This window comes from Rhizobium laguerreae, from assembly GCF_019778565.1.
Lineage (GTDB): Bacteria > Pseudomonadota > Alphaproteobacteria > Rhizobiales > Rhizobiaceae > Rhizobium > Rhizobium laguerreae.
Window position 1 is genome coordinate 1,303,090 of the sequence record NZ_JAAXQT010000001.1, and the last position, 14,877, is coordinate 1,317,966.

19 protein-coding genes are annotated in these 14,877 nt (G+C 61.6%); 9 read left to right on the forward strand and 10 right to left on the reverse strand.

The window, feature by feature from the left end; all coding sequences use genetic code 11:
* The first annotated feature begins 289 nt into the window (after positions 1 to 289).
* Together HFO71_RS06415 and HFO71_RS06420 are read left to right on the forward strand one after the other, a co-directional pair.
* A complete protein-coding gene (locus HFO71_RS06415; RefSeq protein ID WP_077978227.1) occupies positions 290 to 1,693 on the forward strand; it encodes an L-serine ammonia-lyase in 1,404 nt (467 codons plus the stop codon).
* A gap of 61 nt (positions 1,694 to 1,754) precedes the next feature.
* Entirely contained in the window at positions 1,755 to 2,192 is a 438-nt protein-coding gene (locus tag HFO71_RS06420; protein ID WP_064648306.1) for a DUF1489 family protein, read from the forward strand.
* Positions 2,193 to 2,202: 10 nt separating this feature from the next.
* Here the strand turns inward: HFO71_RS06420 and HFO71_RS06425 are convergent, their stop codons facing one another.
* The 4 genes from HFO71_RS06425 to HFO71_RS06440 all read right to left on the reverse strand — a co-directional run bounded on the left by HFO71_RS06425 (position 2,203) and on the right by HFO71_RS06440 (position 5,885).
* Positions 2,203 to 2,478 (reverse strand): hypothetical protein, encoded by a 276-nt coding sequence (locus HFO71_RS06425; RefSeq protein WP_077978226.1) that lies wholly within the window; start codon positions 2,476 to 2,478, stop codon positions 2,203 to 2,205.
* 113 nt (positions 2,479 to 2,591) lie between these two features.
* Complete coding sequence (locus HFO71_RS06430; protein WP_077978225.1) at positions 2,592 to 4,160, reverse strand: serine hydrolase; 1,569 nt, start codon at positions 4,158 to 4,160, stop codon at positions 2,592 to 2,594.
* Positions 4,161 to 4,294: 134 nt separating this feature from the next.
* Positions 4,295 to 5,080, reverse strand: coding sequence for a hypothetical protein (locus HFO71_RS06435; RefSeq protein ID WP_221987683.1), 786 nt, complete (start codon positions 5,078 to 5,080; stop codon positions 4,295 to 4,297).
* Positions 5,081 to 5,279: 199 nt separating this feature from the next.
* Positions 5,280 to 5,885, reverse strand: coding sequence for a transglutaminase-like cysteine peptidase (locus HFO71_RS06440; RefSeq protein ID WP_077978223.1), 606 nt, complete (start codon positions 5,883 to 5,885; stop codon positions 5,280 to 5,282).
* A gap of 28 nt (positions 5,886 to 5,913) precedes the next feature.
* Here HFO71_RS06440 and HFO71_RS06445 point away from each other — a divergent pair, with 28 nt between their 5' ends.
* On the forward strand, positions 5,914 to 6,129 hold the full coding sequence (locus tag HFO71_RS06445; RefSeq protein ID WP_131642174.1) for a hypothetical protein: 216 nt from the start codon (positions 5,914 to 5,916) through the stop codon (positions 6,127 to 6,129).
* A 131-nt stretch (positions 6,130 to 6,260) separates the two neighbouring features.
* Here the strand turns inward: HFO71_RS06445 and pip are convergent, their stop codons facing one another.
* The 3 genes from pip to HFO71_RS06460 form a co-directional block, all read right to left on the reverse strand.
* Positions 6,261 to 7,235: a prolyl aminopeptidase gene (gene pip, locus HFO71_RS06450; RefSeq protein ID WP_077978222.1), complete on the reverse strand. Its 975-nt coding sequence runs from the start codon at positions 7,233 to 7,235 to the stop codon at positions 6,261 to 6,263.
* Positions 7,236 to 7,546: 311 nt separating this feature from the next.
* The gene (locus HFO71_RS06455) at positions 7,547 to 8,158 is read right to left on the reverse strand and encodes a PilZ domain-containing protein (RefSeq protein WP_077978221.1); all 612 of its coding nucleotides are present in this window, start codon (positions 8,156 to 8,158) and stop codon (positions 7,547 to 7,549) included.
* Between the two features lie 124 nt (positions 8,159 to 8,282).
* The gene (locus HFO71_RS06460) at positions 8,283 to 8,927 is read right to left on the reverse strand and encodes a PAS domain-containing protein (protein ID WP_020050059.1); all 645 of its coding nucleotides are present in this window, start codon (positions 8,925 to 8,927) and stop codon (positions 8,283 to 8,285) included.
* Between the two features lie 264 nt (positions 8,928 to 9,191).
* On the opposite strand from HFO71_RS06460, the gene HFO71_RS06465 reads away from it, so the two are divergent.
* On the forward strand, positions 9,192 to 9,980 hold the full coding sequence (locus tag HFO71_RS06465) for a rhomboid family intramembrane serine protease (RefSeq protein WP_077978220.1): 789 nt from the start codon (positions 9,192 to 9,194) through the stop codon (positions 9,978 to 9,980).
* A gap of 93 nt (positions 9,981 to 10,073) precedes the next feature.
* A complete protein-coding gene (locus HFO71_RS06470) occupies positions 10,074 to 10,508 on the forward strand; it encodes a CBS domain-containing protein (protein ID WP_077978219.1) in 435 nt (144 codons plus the stop codon).
* A 64-nt stretch (positions 10,509 to 10,572) separates the two neighbouring features.
* Here HFO71_RS06470 and HFO71_RS06475 read toward each other — a convergent pair whose 3' ends face one another.
* The 3 genes from HFO71_RS06475 to folE all read right to left on the reverse strand — a co-directional run bounded on the left by HFO71_RS06475 (position 10,573) and on the right by folE (position 12,745).
* Complete coding sequence (locus HFO71_RS06475; protein WP_077978218.1) at positions 10,573 to 11,535, reverse strand: patatin-like phospholipase family protein; 963 nt, start codon at positions 11,533 to 11,535, stop codon at positions 10,573 to 10,575.
* Positions 11,536 to 11,652: 117 nt separating this feature from the next.
* Positions 11,653 to 12,105: a phosphoribosyl-AMP cyclohydrolase gene (gene hisI, locus HFO71_RS06480; RefSeq protein WP_077978217.1), complete on the reverse strand. Its 453-nt coding sequence runs from the start codon at positions 12,103 to 12,105 to the stop codon at positions 11,653 to 11,655.
* 25 nt (positions 12,106 to 12,130) lie between these two features.
* On the reverse strand, positions 12,131 to 12,745 hold the full coding sequence (gene folE / locus HFO71_RS06485) for a GTP cyclohydrolase I FolE (protein WP_017960561.1): 615 nt from the start codon (positions 12,743 to 12,745) through the stop codon (positions 12,131 to 12,133).
* Positions 12,746 to 13,054: 309 nt separating this feature from the next.
* Here folE and HFO71_RS06490 point away from each other — a divergent pair, with 309 nt between their 5' ends.
* The 4 genes from HFO71_RS06490 to HFO71_RS06505 are packed head-to-tail and all read left to right on the forward strand — an operon-like array spanning position 13,055 to position 14,860.
* Entirely contained in the window at positions 13,055 to 13,501 is a 447-nt protein-coding gene (locus HFO71_RS06490; protein ID WP_065280044.1) for an iron-sulfur cluster assembly scaffold protein, read from the forward strand.
* 5 nt (positions 13,502 to 13,506) lie between these two features.
* Positions 13,507 to 13,911, forward strand: coding sequence for a membrane protein insertion efficiency factor YidD (gene yidD, locus HFO71_RS06495; RefSeq protein ID WP_077978216.1), 405 nt, complete (start codon positions 13,507 to 13,509; stop codon positions 13,909 to 13,911).
* 5 nt (positions 13,912 to 13,916) lie between these two features.
* Positions 13,917 to 14,336, forward strand: a complete 420-nt coding sequence (locus tag HFO71_RS06500; protein WP_077979194.1) for a DUF2267 domain-containing protein — start codon at positions 13,917 to 13,919, stop codon at positions 14,334 to 14,336.
* Positions 14,333 to 14,860 (forward strand): DUF1697 domain-containing protein, encoded by a 528-nt coding sequence (locus tag HFO71_RS06505; RefSeq protein WP_077978215.1) that lies wholly within the window; start codon positions 14,333 to 14,335, stop codon positions 14,858 to 14,860. Before HFO71_RS06500 ends, HFO71_RS06505 begins: the two co-directional genes overlap by 4 nt.
* Positions 14,861 to 14,877 lie beyond the last annotated feature (17 nt).

Below are 14,877 nucleotides of genomic sequence, written 5' to 3' on the forward strand. Positions count from 1 at the left end.
TCAGCAGGACATTGGGAGTCGGTGCAGACTGTCAAGATAGCGCTACCAGTTCTTCCTCCGCATAGGCTTCATTGGCGGACTACTTGGTTTAGCGCATGACCCCGAAAATCGGATTCGATTTTCGGGAAGGATTATGCGCACACTCAAAGTGCCTGCGCGTCCTATTGGACACGCGGTGCTCCAGTGTGCAGCCGGAATGTCGCACCGGCTCCATGCGATGTCGGTGTGCTGCACGGATTCGAAACCGACCTCGCTTAAGCTTGCATCCTCGTATTCAGAAGGCGCACCCATGTTTCTCTCGGTATTCGATGTCTTCAAGATCGGTGTCGGGCCGTCGAGCTCACACACGATGGGTCCGATGTCGGCCGCCAACCGATTTCTCGAGCTGATCCTCTCGAACGAATGGCCACGCCCGTCATCGGGCGCGCAGGTCACAGCCATCAAGGTCAGCCTGCATGGCTCGCTCGCCCATACCGGGATCGGCCACGGCACGGGCAGGGCTGTCATTCTCGGGCTTATGGGCGAGGCGCCCGACAGCGTCGATCCCGACCGGATGGACGGCATCGTCGACGCCGTGGAGCGCACCGGCCGCATCACGCCGGAGGGCCATCCCGCCTATCAGTTCCAGCCGAAGACCGACCTGATCTTCGACAAAAAACAGCCGCTGCCCGGCCATGCCAACGGCATGGTCTTTTCCGCCTATGACAAAGACGGCCGGCTTCTGGTCAAGCGCATCTATTATTCGGTCGGCGGCGGCTTCGTCGTCACCGACACTGAGCTCGAGCAGATGCGGGCGAAGAAGAACGCGCCCGGCGGCACGCGTGTGCCCTATCCCTTCTCCACCGCCAAGCAGATGCTTGAGATGGCCGAACGCTCAGGGCTGTCGATCGCCCAGATGAAGCGGGCGAACGAGGAGAGTCAGCGCAGCCAAGAGGAACTCGACCAGGGGCTTGACCGTATCTGGGAGGCGATGCGCTCCTGCATCGAGCGCGGCCTCAAGGTCGAGGGCATCATGCCCGGCGGTCTCAACGTCAAACGTCGCGCCCGCAGGATTCACGACAAGCTGGAGGAGGAGTGGCGCAGCAACCGCGTCAACCCGCTGCTCGCCAATGACTGGCTGAGCGTCTATGCGATGGCCGTCAACGAGGAGAATGCAGCCGGCGGGCGCGTCGTGACGGCGCCGACCAACGGGGCGGCCGGTGTCATTCCGGCGACGATCCGCTATTACGAGCATTTCCACGAGGATTGGGACCAGAACGGCATCCGCGATTACCTGCTGACGGCCGCCGCCATCGGCGGCATCATCAAGCACAATGCCTCGATCTCGGGCGCCGAGGTCGGCTGTCAGGGCGAAGTCGGCTCGGCGGCGGCGATGGCTGCCGCGGGGCTTGCGGCCGTCATGGGCGGCACGCCGGCGCAGATCGAAAACGCCGCCGAGATCGCGCTCGAACATCATCTCGGCATGACCTGCGATCCGATCGCCGGCCTCGTGCAGGTTCCCTGCATCGAGCGCAACGCGCTCGGCGCGGTCAAGGCCGTCACGGCGGCCTCGCTCGCCATCAAGGGCGACGGTCAGCATTTCGTGCCGCTCGATGCCTGTATCGAGACGATGCGCCAGACCGGCCACGACATGAGCGAGAAATACAAGGAAACCTCGACCGGCGGTCTTGCCGTCAACGTCGTCGAATGCTGAGTTTGTGGACATCAGGTGCTTGACGCTTGACGCTCGCTGCCAAAAGGATTTCAACGGCAGCATGGCATTGCATCTCATCAAACTCTGCGTCGGCGCCGACTCGATAGACGATCTGCGCGAATGGGTGGCGGAACGCTCGCTACGTGCCATCGCCGCCGGGCTCGAGCCGCATTCGGTGCATACGACGCGCATGGCGCCGAAGCGTATGGAGGAGCTGCTTGACGGCGGCTCGCTCTACTGGGTGATCAAGGGGCAGGTGCAGGCGAGGCAGAAGCTGCTCGACATCGAGACCTTCACCGACGGCGAGGGGATTTCACGCTGCCGCCTGATGCTCGGCCCTGAGGTCATCGAGACGGCCGTGCAGCCGAAGCGTCCCTTCCAGGGCTGGCGTTATTACACTGAGGACGACGTGCCGCGCGACCTGACAAGCCTCGGCGCCGGCATTGTCGAAATGCCCGCGGATCTTCGCCGCGAGCTTACGGACCTTGGTCTGCTCTAGCCCTTAGGGTTCAGCGCAGGCGCAACTGCACCGGCGCTCTGCCATCCGGCGAGGTCACATGGAGATGGATACGGGCTTCGGGCTGAGAATAGCGCCAGGCGCGTGCACCGTGGCACAGCAGCAGATTGATGAGATCCCGGGTCTTCGGAGACTTCGCCTTCGGACGCTGCAGGCCGATCTCGGCGAGGCGCAAAGCCGCCTCGTGTAGCGGATGCAGAGATGAGCGCCCCTTGGCCGCCATGCGGCGGTCTGAAGACATTCCCGGAACATTCTCGTTGATCGCCATTGTTTTCCTCGTACGCAATACTGATCGAGTTCAAGAACGGTGGCCGGAAACGCTAACACCGATTCCGGCCGTCACCGATGCCGCCGGCCATCTTGCAGGCAGCATCGAATAGTTCATTGGGCAGCCGCCCAGCACTTGATGCCGGCCTTCTTCAAGGCCTTGCAGGCGTTGACGGCGTGGCGCTGATCGTCAAAGCCGCCGAAGCGAGCGCGGTAGAGCTGGTCACCACCAGCGGCATAGGCGACCGCGAAGGGCTTTGCCGAGGCCAGCGCCTTGCCGCCCTTGCTCCTGGCGCTTTCCAGAAGGTCCATGGCCATCTGCCGGCTCGGCGAGACGCCGACCTGCACGACCCAGCCGGTCGGTCCATTGCTGGTTGAAGCAGCACGAGTCGGGGAGGGAGTGGTCGACGCAGTGGTGACGTTATCGACCGACGTATCGCCCTGTTCCGACGGCATAGACGCGGGCGTCGGCTTTGGTGCGGCGACCGCTGCCTGCTGCTTGAAGGTCATGGTCTTGACCTTGGTCGGCGCCGGCATCGGCTGTGCTACCAGTGGATTGTCGGATTTCGGCGCAGCGGTCTCGGCATAGGCGACCTCGGTCTCGGCGACCTGATAGCGCGCATCCGGCAGCGGGCCTTTGTGCGGCAGGCTGAGATCGGCAGCGGCTGCCGAAACCGGCTGCGCTGCGGTGATGGTCTTCGCCATTTGCTGAGCCTTCTTGGGCTGGACCGGAGCGGGTGTCTCGATCATCGTCGGGGCAGGGGCCGCCTGGGCGATCAGCGCCGACGATCCGCCACGGTTCGATGCCTTCGGCAGATAGGTGGCGATCAGATTGCGCATCTGGGCATCGCGGGCGGGCGTCGAGGCGCCACCCATCACGACGCCGACAATCGATTTGCCATCGACCTGCACCGAGCTTACCAGGTTGAAACCGGCAGCGCGGGTGTAACCGGTCTTGATGCCGTCGACGCCGCGCACTGAACCGACGAGGCGGTTGTGGCTGCGGATCGTGCGGCTGCCGAACTTGAAGGCGCGCGTGGAGAAATAGCCGTAATATTGCGGGAAATGCTGGCGAAGGGCGATACCGAGGCGGGCCTGGTCGCGCGCCGTCGTCATCTGCGCCGTATTCGGCAGGCCGTTGGCGTTGCGATAGGTGGTGCGCGTCATGCCGAGCGCATGCGCCTTGGCGGTCATCAACTGGGCGAAGCGATCCTCGCTGCCGCCGCCCAGCATTTCGCCGAGCGCGGTTGCGGCATCATTGGCCGACAGGGTAACGAGACCGAGAATGCCCTGCTCGACGGTGATCGTGCCGCCGGCGCGCACGCCGAGCTTGGTCGGCGCCTGGGCTGACGCATAGGCGGAGAAGGGAACCGGCGTATCGAGGCGGATGCGACCCTGCTCCAATGCCTCGAAGGTCATGTAGAGGGTCATCATCTTGGTCAGGGAGGCGGGGTATTGCAGCCGGTCGGCGTTCTCACTGTAGAGAACGTTGCCGGTCTTGGCGTCGACGACGATGCCTGCATATTTCGGATTTGCCGCTTCCGCTTCGGCATTCACCGAATCGACCATGACGATCGTGACGGCCACCGAAAGGATCGCCAGCAGCCTTGCGAAAAAACTGCCGAATCGGGACGATGATACGGAGGAGACTGACCTTGACACTATTCCACTCTTCGCTTGCATTTCAGATATTTGGCACTTCAGATTTCGGCAGGAACCGCACACCTCCCGCCGCACAGCTCGTCTTCTAAAATTACCGGTTGGGCGTTACCAATCCGTTTATGATGAATCGTTTATTTCGCTGTCCGGAGAGCATTCTAGGGACTTGTCGCAGAACGGTTCACAAGACGCGCGTCTACAAAGGTGCGGATAGCGGCATCAATATGTTCCCAGTCGTCGAGATGGCTGCTTGAGAAGCGGTAGAGAACGCTGAGATCCCGACCGACTTTGATATCGCGCTGACAATCTCCGCCCGCTGCCTTATCCGGGGCTGACGGCAAGATGCAGCGCACGACGTAATCCGGCCCGCCCTTGACGGGCGCCGTCAGCAGCACCTCGTCGCCGTAACCCGCATCGGCGCGAAGACGGTGCAGCGTCAGCCCGTCGCGGAAGGGCTCGGCCGGTCCTTCGAGCAGATGCGAATAGATCGGCTCCAGCCGCCCGGACATGTCGCGCGACATGGTGCTCTGGGTGATCTGCAGAAAGATCAACCCGGAGAATTGGGCGATATCGTCGAATCGAAGGTGGTTTTCCTTGCCGTAACCCTGCATTTCCGGCCAGGCGAGGTAAAGATCGATGAGCTCGGCGGCGCCTTCATGCCTTTGACTCGGGAAACGGATGATATTCTCGGGGAATTTTACGGTGTCGCGGCCGATGGCCAACTGGATTTCAACCGTGCTGTCGGTGTTGCCGGCAAGCGAGATATGCCGGCCGAACCAGCGGCCGCCGATGCTGATGGCTATGGTCAGGACCGCCAGGACAGCAATCACCGCCATCGTGCGGAGGAGAAACCCCATGGAAAGAAGCGGCTGCTCGTCGGGTGCGCTGCGCGCGGCGTGGCTCATGGCGGTTCTTCGCGTTTCGGTCCGCCGCAGGAAGAACATGAGCCGCCGGTGCCGATGATGATTCTTATCGTCATGATCGGACCGGCTAGGTTAACAATTCACTAACGCACTGGTGTGGAATCTTCAAAGGGGCGAGCCGTTCCCGGGACAGCGGGAACGGCTCTTGGGCACCGGTCGGGGACGGGATGCGGGGACTGACCGGGCCGCAGGCAGCAACCGGCAATGACCGGCAGGCTGTTTACTTGACGCTACCGACCGCGACGGCGCGGCCATCCTGAAGCTTCGACCAGCGGGCCGGATCGTCGGCGGACTGGCGCTTCAGATAGGTGTATTCGGTGTCCGACCACAGCAGCACCTTGTTGCGCATGTTGTCGAGGATGAAGTCGCCATGATCAGTGCGAACAGTCAGCACGGCATGGCCTTCGCCATTCGGCTGCAGCACGACGGTGATCAGCGTGTCGGAGGGAGAGAAGCCGTCATCGATCAGCATCTTGCGCTTCAGCAGGGCGTAATCCTCGCAGTCGCCGACGGTGCGCGGATAGGCCCAGCGCTCCTCGACACCGTAGATCTGCTCATCCGTCATCGGCTGGATCGACGAATTGACGGCGTAATTGACCTTGAGAATTTCCTTCCAGCGATCCTCGGTGAGGATGGTCGGTCCGGCATCGCCGCCGACCTCGACACATTCGGTCGGGTTGGCCTTGCAGAATTCGTAGTGTCCGATCGGCGGGCTGGCATTGCCTGCCAGGGCCATGCTGGCGGGCATCGCCTGTCCCGAACCCGCCATTGCCATCATGATGGCACCGGCCAGAAAGCCGCCTTTCAGGATATTTGCAGTTGTCATTGCCGTCTCCCCGTAAGTTGAGGTGACAATGGCACAGACGTTTTTATCTCACGCAAAATTACGCAATAGAATTAAAGGCTTAGTTGATTCAAATACCGATAAAGCTTGGCTAAAAAGAGATTCGAATGCGCATAAAATTCGATTCGGATTTGTCGCGAATTCGTTTAAAATTTTAATGCACGCAACAAGGCTTTCGCCTGCCAAAAGGTTGCGCTGCCGTCCTGCTGTTAAGGATTTTCGTTGAGCCAGATAAATTCCGTCGGCCGATAAGCGGTCTGCGGCGGCGTGCCGCCGGCCGACGATGCCGCCGGAATTGATCGATTCGGCCGGTTCAAAAGCAGAATATCGCTCAGATCGCCGGTGTGGGCGGGAAAATTATTTTTGAGGAAAATCGCGAAATCGATCGGTGGCAGTTACAATCGCCGCGCTCATATCCGGATTTGCGGTGGAATGTGCCGCATGCGGGATGATGCTGAGTTCGCTTTGCGGCCAGGCGCGGGCGAGTTCCCAGGCCGTGACGAGCGGCGCCTCGATGTCGAACCTTCCCTGCAGCAGGATACCGGGAATGCCGGTGAGGCGCGCGGTGTTCTTCAGAAGCTGGCCGTCCTCCAGCCAGGCACTGTGGGTGAAGTAGTGGGTGATGATGCGGGCGCGCGTCAGCAAATAGGCCGGATCGGCCCAACGGCGCGGCCGGCCTTGAGGATCGGCGAGCAGGATCGAGGCCGCCTCCCAGTCATGCCAGTCGCGCGCCGCCTTGAGGCGCGTTTCCGGGTCCGGATCGTTGAGGAGACGATGATAGGCGGCGACCATGTCCTCGTCTCGTCCCTGGCTGCCCGGAGGGACCGCCTGGCGGAAACAGTGCCATTCTTCCGGGAAGAGCGGTGCCATGCCGCGATAGAGCCAGTCGATTTCCGAGCGGCGGGTGGTGGTCACGCCTGACAGGACGATCGCCGCGACGTGATCCGGATGGGTTTCGCCATAGGCGAGCGCCAGTGTCGACCCCCAGGAATTGCCGAAAAGGAGCCAGGTATCGATGCCGAGACAGGCCCGCAGCCGCTCGATATCGGCAACGAGATGCCAGGTGGTGTTGAGGGAGAGATCGGTTTCGGGATCGGCGGCACTCGGCAGGCTGCGGCCGCAATTGCGCTGATCGAACAGAATGATTCGGTAGGCGTCGGGATCGAAATAGTGCCGCGCCGCGGTCGAACAGCCGGAGCCAGGCCCGCCATGCAGCACCAGTGCCGGCCGGCCTGCGGGATTGCCGCAGGCCTCCCAATAGATAAGATTGCCGTCGCCCGTATCGAGCAGGCCGTGATCATAAGGTTCGATTTCGGGATAAAGAGCTGACATCGGCGCACCTGCGGACGAAGCGGACCTTATCCATCATATCGCTGACGAAGGGAAGACGGGTGCCGATCAGTGTCGCAGCTTGTTCCACTCATAATATTATCCGCCGACTGGGTGGAACGACTTGCGACAGGATTTCGCGCTTGCTTTCCAAAGCCAGATTCGTTGCCGCTTGCGAAGTTCGTGCCAAGACGTGCAGGCTTTTCAACACGACCTGACCGGGCGCGCGCCGGACCTGGCAATCGCGATCTATGGAAGTCGCTCGAGAATTGCACCCAGGGAACCCTGGAAAGCGGTACAATTTTCAGCAGCTGTTAAAGGAATTCCCGCAGCGTTTCGCGGGACTGAATCGACAGGAATTCGATTGCCACACCTTCGACGAAATGGCGCACGACGCGACCGCGCATGTTGCCGAGGCGCACCGCCGTTCCGATCGAAGGGCGCATCTCGACGTCGACGGCAGCGCCCGATAGCGAAAGATCCATGATGCGGCAGAAATAACGCGTACCGTCCTCGAGCGTCAGCTCGGTCTTTGTGTCGCGTGGCGTCAAACGGTCATGGCGGCGATCCTCGGGCAGGCCGAGTTCGTGCTTGTTGGCAAGCCAGGTGAGCTGGGCCGCCAGCTTCTCGCGCTTCCGGTCGGTGGCGTTGATCGACATGGTGAAGCCGCGGCCATCGATCGTCTGGACATAACCTTCGACGCGGCCGAGATGGTCGATATAGGCGACGACGCGTTCGTTGGCGCGCGGCCGGCCGAGGCAGGTCACGTACATATCGCCAGGCGACATGTCGATCACCATGCATTCGAATTCCTCGTAGTTCGCAAGCATCAGCCGGCCCTGCATATTGATGGGCACGCGCTGAAAAACGCCCTGTTCAGGGCGCGGCGCAGGTCGTTGCGTCTGAGCTGGCTGGAACGAGTGCATCAAAGGGCTTCTTCATGAAAATCACAGAGACCGATCTTTACCCACAATCCATTAACAGAAGGTTGTTTTGCCCTGTCCCCATGTAGCGGAAAACGAGTATGCCGGATGTGCCGAAATGGGATCGTCAGCGCGCCTCCACGCTCAGCAGCTGCGACACCATGCGGCGCATGACCTGCCCGAAATGGATGCTTTTGCCAGCGACGATCCTGTTGATCGGGCGCGGTTCGGCCGGTGCTGCCTTGTCGAATTTTCCGGGCAGCAGGCGGCTGCGGTCGAGCGCCAGGAATTCGAGCGGTACGATCTCCAGCCAGCTCGCGGCCGCTGCCGGCGCGATCGCGCCAAGCAGCCGGTCGCAGGCGCCGTCCGGGGAACGCAGCGGCATCATGATAATCTCGAAGGAGGCCTGATGACCGACGGTGCTGTAGCCGGTGGCGTTGAACAGGGCCGGCATGGCATGGTCCATGACGCCCATCGCCGTGCGTTCGATGTCCGCGAGCTGACCATTTGCCCAGAGAGAGGAAAAACGTTCGCCGCGCAGGTCACGCCCAAAGAGATCACAGATGCGGGTGCCGGCGAGCCGGAAACCGATGTCTCCGCCCTCGCGCCTCTCCAGAATGAACAGACTCTGGAGAAGATGGGGGACGGCGGAGGGTTCGACCTGTGATTTCAGCGGCGCATCGGCAGCGCCGCGGATACGGTTCCAGTAGTCAAAAATTTCGATGGTCGTTTGCACACGCATTTCACACCAACCTGTCCCATTCCGGAGCATTTTCGGGCAGTCATTGCCCGTACAGGCTCTACCTTGCGGATTTCATGCCAGATCGCGGCGGTTAAGGTTAAGAGATGGTTCCGGTTGAGATGCAATGCCCGTCGTGACACTGTCCTGCCATCGCTTCGACTTTCGAAGTTCAGCACAACCTGCCCGGGCCGAGGTCTTTTCCTGGAGCTCCCGGTACGCCGTCCGGCACTTCGGACGGCTTTTTTTTTGACAGTCGCTACTGTATGGCTGTGGCCTCAACGAGGCAAAACACAGATGAATGAGCAGACGGCCGAGCCGCACAAGGCGCCCGAACCTCCCGAGGTCCAGCCGCCGGCACGACCGCGTGAACCGGTCTTCAACCTTCCGCCGGCGTTGTTCTTCAGCCTTTGCCTGATGGCCATCATCTATGCGGTGCAGGAGCTCTTGCTGTCCGACGATGCGCAGAACTGGCTATTCTTCACCTTCGGCTTCGTTCCCGCCCGTTATGTGATTCCGCTGTCGCAGCAGGGGCTGGAGCTGTTCTGGACGCCCGTTACCTATTCGCTGCTGCACGGCAGTTTCCAGCATATCGTCTTCAACGCGTTCTGGCTGATGGCCTTCGGCGCGCCGGTCGTGCGCCGCATCGGGACGCTGCGTTTCGTGCTCTTCTGGTTTTTTTCCGCTGTCGCGTCCGCCATACTGCACGCGGTCCTGAACTGGGGAGACGTGTCGCTGCTGATCGGCGCATCGGGTGTCATCTCCGGGCTGATGGGCGCCGCCTGCCGATTCGCCTTTCCAGCCGAACGGCGGCCGATGCTGCCTGCGCATCTCAACCCTCGGCTTTCCATCTTCGAGGCGCTGAAGAGCCGTACCGTCATCATCTTCATGCTGCTCTGGCTGGTCGGCAATGCGTTGATCGCCGTCGGCATCCCGCTCGTCGGCGACAGCGACCAAGCGATTGCCTGGGACGCGCATATCGGCGGCTTCGTCTTCGGCTTCCTGTTGTTTTCTCTGTTCGACCGGGCGCCGCGCCCGCCGGTGATGGAACCTGACGGAACCGAGAAGGATGTGTTGCAATCCTGAGCCGGGCAGTGCACGATCGACCTATATCCGTGCCGGGGGGAGAAACCGCCGCGGATGCCTGTGACAAGTGTTTCACGGACATAGGAGGTTCGAATGACCAGTTCAGTCAAAGCAATCCTCGACCTGAAGGGCAGGGACGTCGTCACCGTCGGGCCGAACGCCACCGTCGCCGAGGCGGCCGTCATCCTCAGCAGGAAGAAGATCGGCGCCATCGTCGTCGTCGGCATGGAGAACCGGATTTCGGGCATGTTCACCGAGCGCGATCTCGTGCATGCGATCGCCAAACACGGCAAGGAAGGCCTCGACCAGCCGCTGGCCCAGGTCATGACCGCGAAGGTCTATCGCTGCCATGAGGAGACGACCGTCAACGAGCTGATGGAGCTGATGACCAGCCGACGTTTCCGTCACGTGCCGGTGGAAAGCAACGGCAAGCTTGCCGGCATCATCTCGATCGGCGACGTGGTGAAATCGCGTATCGCCGAAGTCGAGCGTGAGGCCGAGGAAATCAAGGCCTATATCGCCGGCTGAGGTTTTCGGCTGCCTCGCTTGGTGTCGTCGTCCCAAACCGTCACACGCTTTCGCACGACGTGCATCAGGGGTTGCTTGCGTAGACTTCCTGCATGCGCTGGATCTCGGGGAGCCGGGCTCTGGCTTCCTCGTAGCCGCGTTCGATCGCCTCGCCGGCCCGGTGGAATTCGGAAAGGCCGATATAGCTGAGGCGCGGCTGCAGCGAAATATCCGGCGGATCGCCGGCAAGGCGGGCGCGGGCGATCCTGTCCTGGATGATGTTGAAGGCCTGCACCATGACGCCGGTCATGCCGAGGCGCGCATAGGGCGCCTCTTCCTGTTTCTGCACTTCCTGGGCCGACAGGCTGGCATTGTGCCGAACGACGGCCGAGCGGCCGTAGAGATCGTAATTGAGATTGACGGCGACGACGAGCGGCTGCTCGTAGGCTCGGCAAACGGAGACGGGGACGGGATTGACCAGCGCCCCATCGACCAGCGTGCGGTGATTGCTGCGCACCGGCTCGAAAATGCCGGGCAGGGCATAAGAGGCGCGCAGCGCCGTAATCAGCGAACCATTGGCAATCCAGACCTCATGGCCGGTATTGACCTCGGCCGCGACCGCGACGAACGGCCGGTCGAGATCCTCGACGTTCAGGCCTTCGAGATGTTCCTGCATGCGCTTGGTCAGCCGCATGCCGCCGAACAGGCCGCTGCCGCCGATGGTGAGGTCGAGGAGACTTGCGATGCGGCGCATCGTCAGCGAGCGCGCGAAACTTTCGAGTTCATCGAGCTTGCCGGCGAGATAGCAGCCGCCGACCAGCGCGCCGATCGAGGTGCCGGCAATCATGCCGATCTCGACCTTTGCTTCGTCGAGTGCGCGCAGCACGCCGATATGGGCCCAGCCGCGGGCAGCGCCGCCGCCGAGTGCGAGCGCAATCTTGATTTTCTTTTGAGGCGCAGGAGGCGGGAGCATCTCGAGCGTGGTCGATATGCCGGAACCGGAACCCTCGCCTTCAGAGCTTTGACGATGCAGACTCCAGCTCAGCATGGCGCTCTCCCCTCCCAGCAGAACACTTGATTTTCGATAGTGTGCCCGATCAGTTTCCAAATGGTATATAGATGCGGTTTCTGGCGCAATAAGGAGCAAATGCCGGGGAATTTCAGGCTATTTTCCGTAGACATCCTGCGGATCGAAATGAAGCTCGTCGTCAAAGATATCAAGCATCGGCTTTCCGTCTCGAAGCGTGATCGTCCGGTAGAAGCAGGAGCGGCGGCCGGTGTGACAGGTGGCGTCGTGGCCGGCGACCTCGACCTTCAGCCAGATGGCGTCCTGATCGCAATCGGTGCGGATTTCCTTCACCGTCTGGAGATTACCCGAGGTCTCGCCCTTCTTCCAGAGCTTGCCGCGCGAACGGCTGAAATAGTGCGCGGTGCCGGTCTGGATGGTCAGCGCCAATGCCTGGGCATTCATGTGCGCCACCATCAGCAACTCGCCGTCGCCGGCGTCGGTGACGATCGCGGTGATCAGGCCGCGGTCGTCGAAACGCGGCGTGAAATCGCCGGCGTCTTCCAACGCCGACTTGTCCTCGGATGGTTGATTGAAGATCAGTTGACTCATCGCGGCCCTCCTGAGGGAGCCGGTATCAGCGGCTCCGCACCATGGTCATGAAGCGGGCCTGATCGGCCGGCTCAGTCTTGAACGTTCCCGTGAATGTCGTCGTCAACGTGGTCGAGCCCTGCTTCTGAACGCCGCGCATCGCCATGCACATATGTTCGGCCTCGATCAACACGGCGACGCCGCGCGGATTCAGCGTATCGTCGATGGCCCGGGCGATCTGCGCAGTCATCGTTTCCTGCGTCTGCAGGCGGCGGCCATAGATCTCGACGACACGCGCAATCTTCGACAGGCCGAGCACACGCCCGTCCGGCATATAGGCAACGTGGGCCTTGCCGATGATCGGCACCATGTGGTGTTCGCAATGCGAGTAGAACGGAATATCCTTGACGAGGACCATGTCGTCGTAACCGGCGACCTCCTCGAAGGTGCGGCCGAGCACGTCTTCCGCCGCCATGTCGTAACCGGAAAAAAGCTCGCGGTACGATTTGACGACGCGGGCCGGCGTTTCGAGCAGGCCTTCACGTGTCGGGTCGTCACCGGCCCAGCGCAGCAGAACGCGAACGGCTTCCTCCGCCTCCTGCTGGGAGGGGCGATCCGAGTCGCGGTTCGTCTGCGGAAAATTCTTTACGATGGCGTCCATGAACAATGGTCTCCTGGTCCGCACCGCGGACCCATCTGTCGGAATCGCCACTGGTCAATCCCATGCGGGAATTCATGCACCTTTGGCAGGCTCCGGGGCTTTCAGGGCAATTTCAACGCCCGTCCGGCACGGTTTCCCAATCAAACTTACACCAGGCCATTGCATTTTCATGGCCTTCGAACGACATACATATAGGAAGACGGCCATCGTATGTAAGTATCCTCACACGACACGGTGTGTTTTTTGTTTTGACGACAATAACGCCCTCAGAGAGGCCGATCCGCAGCGATTTTGGAGCGGAAATCCAGCATGGACGATATCTACAATAGCAAAATCCTCGAATTCGCCGGCAATATTCCGCTGACCGGCACGCTTGATGATGCCGATGCGAGCGCCCAGGCCCATTCGAAGCTCTGCGGCTCGAAGGTACGGATCTGGCTGAAGATGGATGGCGACACCGTGACCGGATTTGCCCATGACGTGAAGGCCTGCGCGCTCGGCCAGGCCTCGTCCTCTATCATGGCCCGCCATGTGGTCGGCGCCACGTCGGACGAACTGCGCCAGGCCCGCCAGGACATGCTCGCCATGTTGAAGGCGGACGGGGCGGGGCCCCGTGGACGATTCGAAGACATGCGCTATCTGCTGCCGGTGCGGGACTACAAGGCCCGCCATGCCTCGACGATGCTGACCTTCGATGCCGTCGTCGATGCGATCGGGCAGATCGAGGCAAAACGGGCGGAAGTTGTCGAGGCGTAACTGACATGTGCGAGTTCTGCGTTCGGCAGGCCGATGATGAGGACGACGGTGGTGCCACCGGATCAGCAAAGCCGCGCGAAAAGGCCGCACGCACCTCCCGCAACTATGCCGGCCCGTTCCGCAAGACACCCGACCGCCTGCTCGGCATGGGGCTGGTTCGCCTCTATCAGCTGACGCTTTCCGGCTTTGTCGGCAATTCCTGCCGCCATATCCCGACCTGCTCAGAATATGGCTACGAGTCGATCGCCCGCCATGGCTTGTGGGCCGGCGGCTGGATGACGCTGTTTCGCGTCGGACGCTGCGGCCCGGGCGGCACCAGCGGCCTCGACCAGGTGCCGGAGATGCTGGGCGACGGCTTTCCCTGGTGGACGCCGTGGCGCTACTTTGCCCTCGGACGGAAGAAAGGGTGAGCGTCATGACGATGCCCGGCGAATACAGGCGTGCATCGGAAGACTTCGACCATTATCTCGATGATGTGAGAGCCGATACGCTGATCGACAGCCGCAATGTGGTCTACACTATGACCCAAGGGGTCTTTCAGACGTTCCGCCGCCGCCTCGATTTCGCAGATGCACTCCGGTTTGCCGATGTACTGCCGCCGGTGCTGCGCGCGATCTTCGTCTCCGACTGGAATCCCGACGAGGCCAAACGGTCCTTCGAGGATCGTTCGGCGATGACGCGGGAGGTGCAGTCACTGCGCGGTGACCATAATTTTGCGCCCGACACCGCCATCCGAGACGTGGCGATGGCCGTTCGAAAACATGTCGACGCCGCCGCATTTGACAGAGTGCTGAAGACCTTGCCCGACGGCGCAGAGGAGTTCTGGCAGCCATGAGCACCTTCATCGCCCTTCTGCACAGCATTGTCCTGACGCCCGACCGCCGCGTCGTCATGCAGGATTTGCGCGCCCTTGCCGAAGAGCTCGGCTATCGCGAGGCGCGCACGCTGGTTTCTACAGGCAATCTTGTCTTCGAGGCCGACGAGATGCGACCGCACGAACTCGAGACCCAGCTGGAAGAGGCCTTTGAAGAAAAGTTCGGCAAACATGTCGATATCATCGTGCGCAGCGACTGCACCTGGATGGCGCTTTGCAGCACCAATCCCTTCAAGGATGGCAATGGCGACCAGGTCATCGTCCGGGTGATGCGTCTGCCGGTCGACCCGCAGAAGGTGGAGGCGCTGAAACCGCTGATGACGGAGGGACAGCGCATCGCCGTCGTCGGCGGCGATCTCTGGATCGATTTCGCCGGCAAGCCGAGCCAATCCAAGCTGCTTTCGGCGCTGACGACCAAGCGGCTCGGCGTCGGTACGATGCGCAACTGGAACACCGTGCGCGGGCTGACTGAAATGATTATATAGCCCCCGCTTTTTCTTTA

Coding starts and splice junctions, on each gene's coding strand:
- HFO71_RS06430 (WP_077978225.1), bottom strand. CDS start 4,160: ATGCAAGCGAAGAGTGGAATAGTGTCAAGGTCAGTCTCCTCCGTATCA.
- folE (WP_017960561.1), bottom strand. CDS start 12,745: ATGGACGCCATCGTAAAGAATTTTCCGCAGACGAACCGCGACTCGGAT.
- HFO71_RS06445 (WP_131642174.1), top strand. CDS start 5,914: ATGGCACAGACGTTTTTATCTCACGCAAAATTACGCAATAGAATTAAA.
- HFO71_RS06500 (WP_077979194.1), top strand. CDS start 13,917: ATGACGATGCCCGGCGAATACAGGCGTGCATCGGAAGACTTCGACCAT.
- HFO71_RS06440 (WP_077978223.1), bottom strand. CDS start 5,885: ATGACAACTGCAAATATCCTGAAAGGCGGCTTTCTGGCCGGTGCCATC.
- HFO71_RS06490 (WP_065280044.1), top strand. CDS start 13,055: ATGGACGATATCTACAATAGCAAAATCCTCGAATTCGCCGGCAATATT.
- hisI (WP_077978217.1), bottom strand. CDS start 12,105: ATGAGTCAACTGATCTTCAATCAACCATCCGAGGACAAGTCGGCGTTG.
- HFO71_RS06460 (WP_020050059.1), bottom strand. CDS start 8,927: ATGCTCCGGAATGGGACAGGTTGGTGTGAAATGCGTGTGCAAACGACC.
- HFO71_RS06465 (WP_077978220.1), top strand. CDS start 9,192: ATGAATGAGCAGACGGCCGAGCCGCACAAGGCGCCCGAACCTCCCGAG.
- HFO71_RS06470 (WP_077978219.1), top strand. CDS start 10,074: ATGACCAGTTCAGTCAAAGCAATCCTCGACCTGAAGGGCAGGGACGTC.
- HFO71_RS06420 (WP_064648306.1), top strand. CDS start 1,755: ATGGCATTGCATCTCATCAAACTCTGCGTCGGCGCCGACTCGATAGAC.
- HFO71_RS06505 (WP_077978215.1), top strand. CDS start 14,333: ATGAGCACCTTCATCGCCCTTCTGCACAGCATTGTCCTGACGCCCGAC.
- HFO71_RS06455 (WP_077978221.1), bottom strand. CDS start 8,158: ATGCACTCGTTCCAGCCAGCTCAGACGCAACGACCTGCGCCGCGCCCT.
- HFO71_RS06415 (WP_077978227.1), top strand. CDS start 290: ATGTTTCTCTCGGTATTCGATGTCTTCAAGATCGGTGTCGGGCCGTCG.
- yidD (WP_077978216.1), top strand. CDS start 13,507: ATGTGCGAGTTCTGCGTTCGGCAGGCCGATGATGAGGACGACGGTGGT.
- HFO71_RS06435 (WP_221987683.1), bottom strand. CDS start 5,080: ATGTTCTTCCTGCGGCGGACCGAAACGCGAAGAACCGCCATGAGCCAC.
- HFO71_RS06475 (WP_077978218.1), bottom strand. CDS start 11,535: ATGCTGAGCTGGAGTCTGCATCGTCAAAGCTCTGAAGGCGAGGGTTCC.
- HFO71_RS06425 (WP_077978226.1), bottom strand. CDS start 2,478: ATGGCGATCAACGAGAATGTTCCGGGAATGTCTTCAGACCGCCGCATG.
- pip (WP_077978222.1), bottom strand. CDS start 7,235: ATGTCAGCTCTTTATCCCGAAATCGAACCTTATGATCACGGCCTGCTC.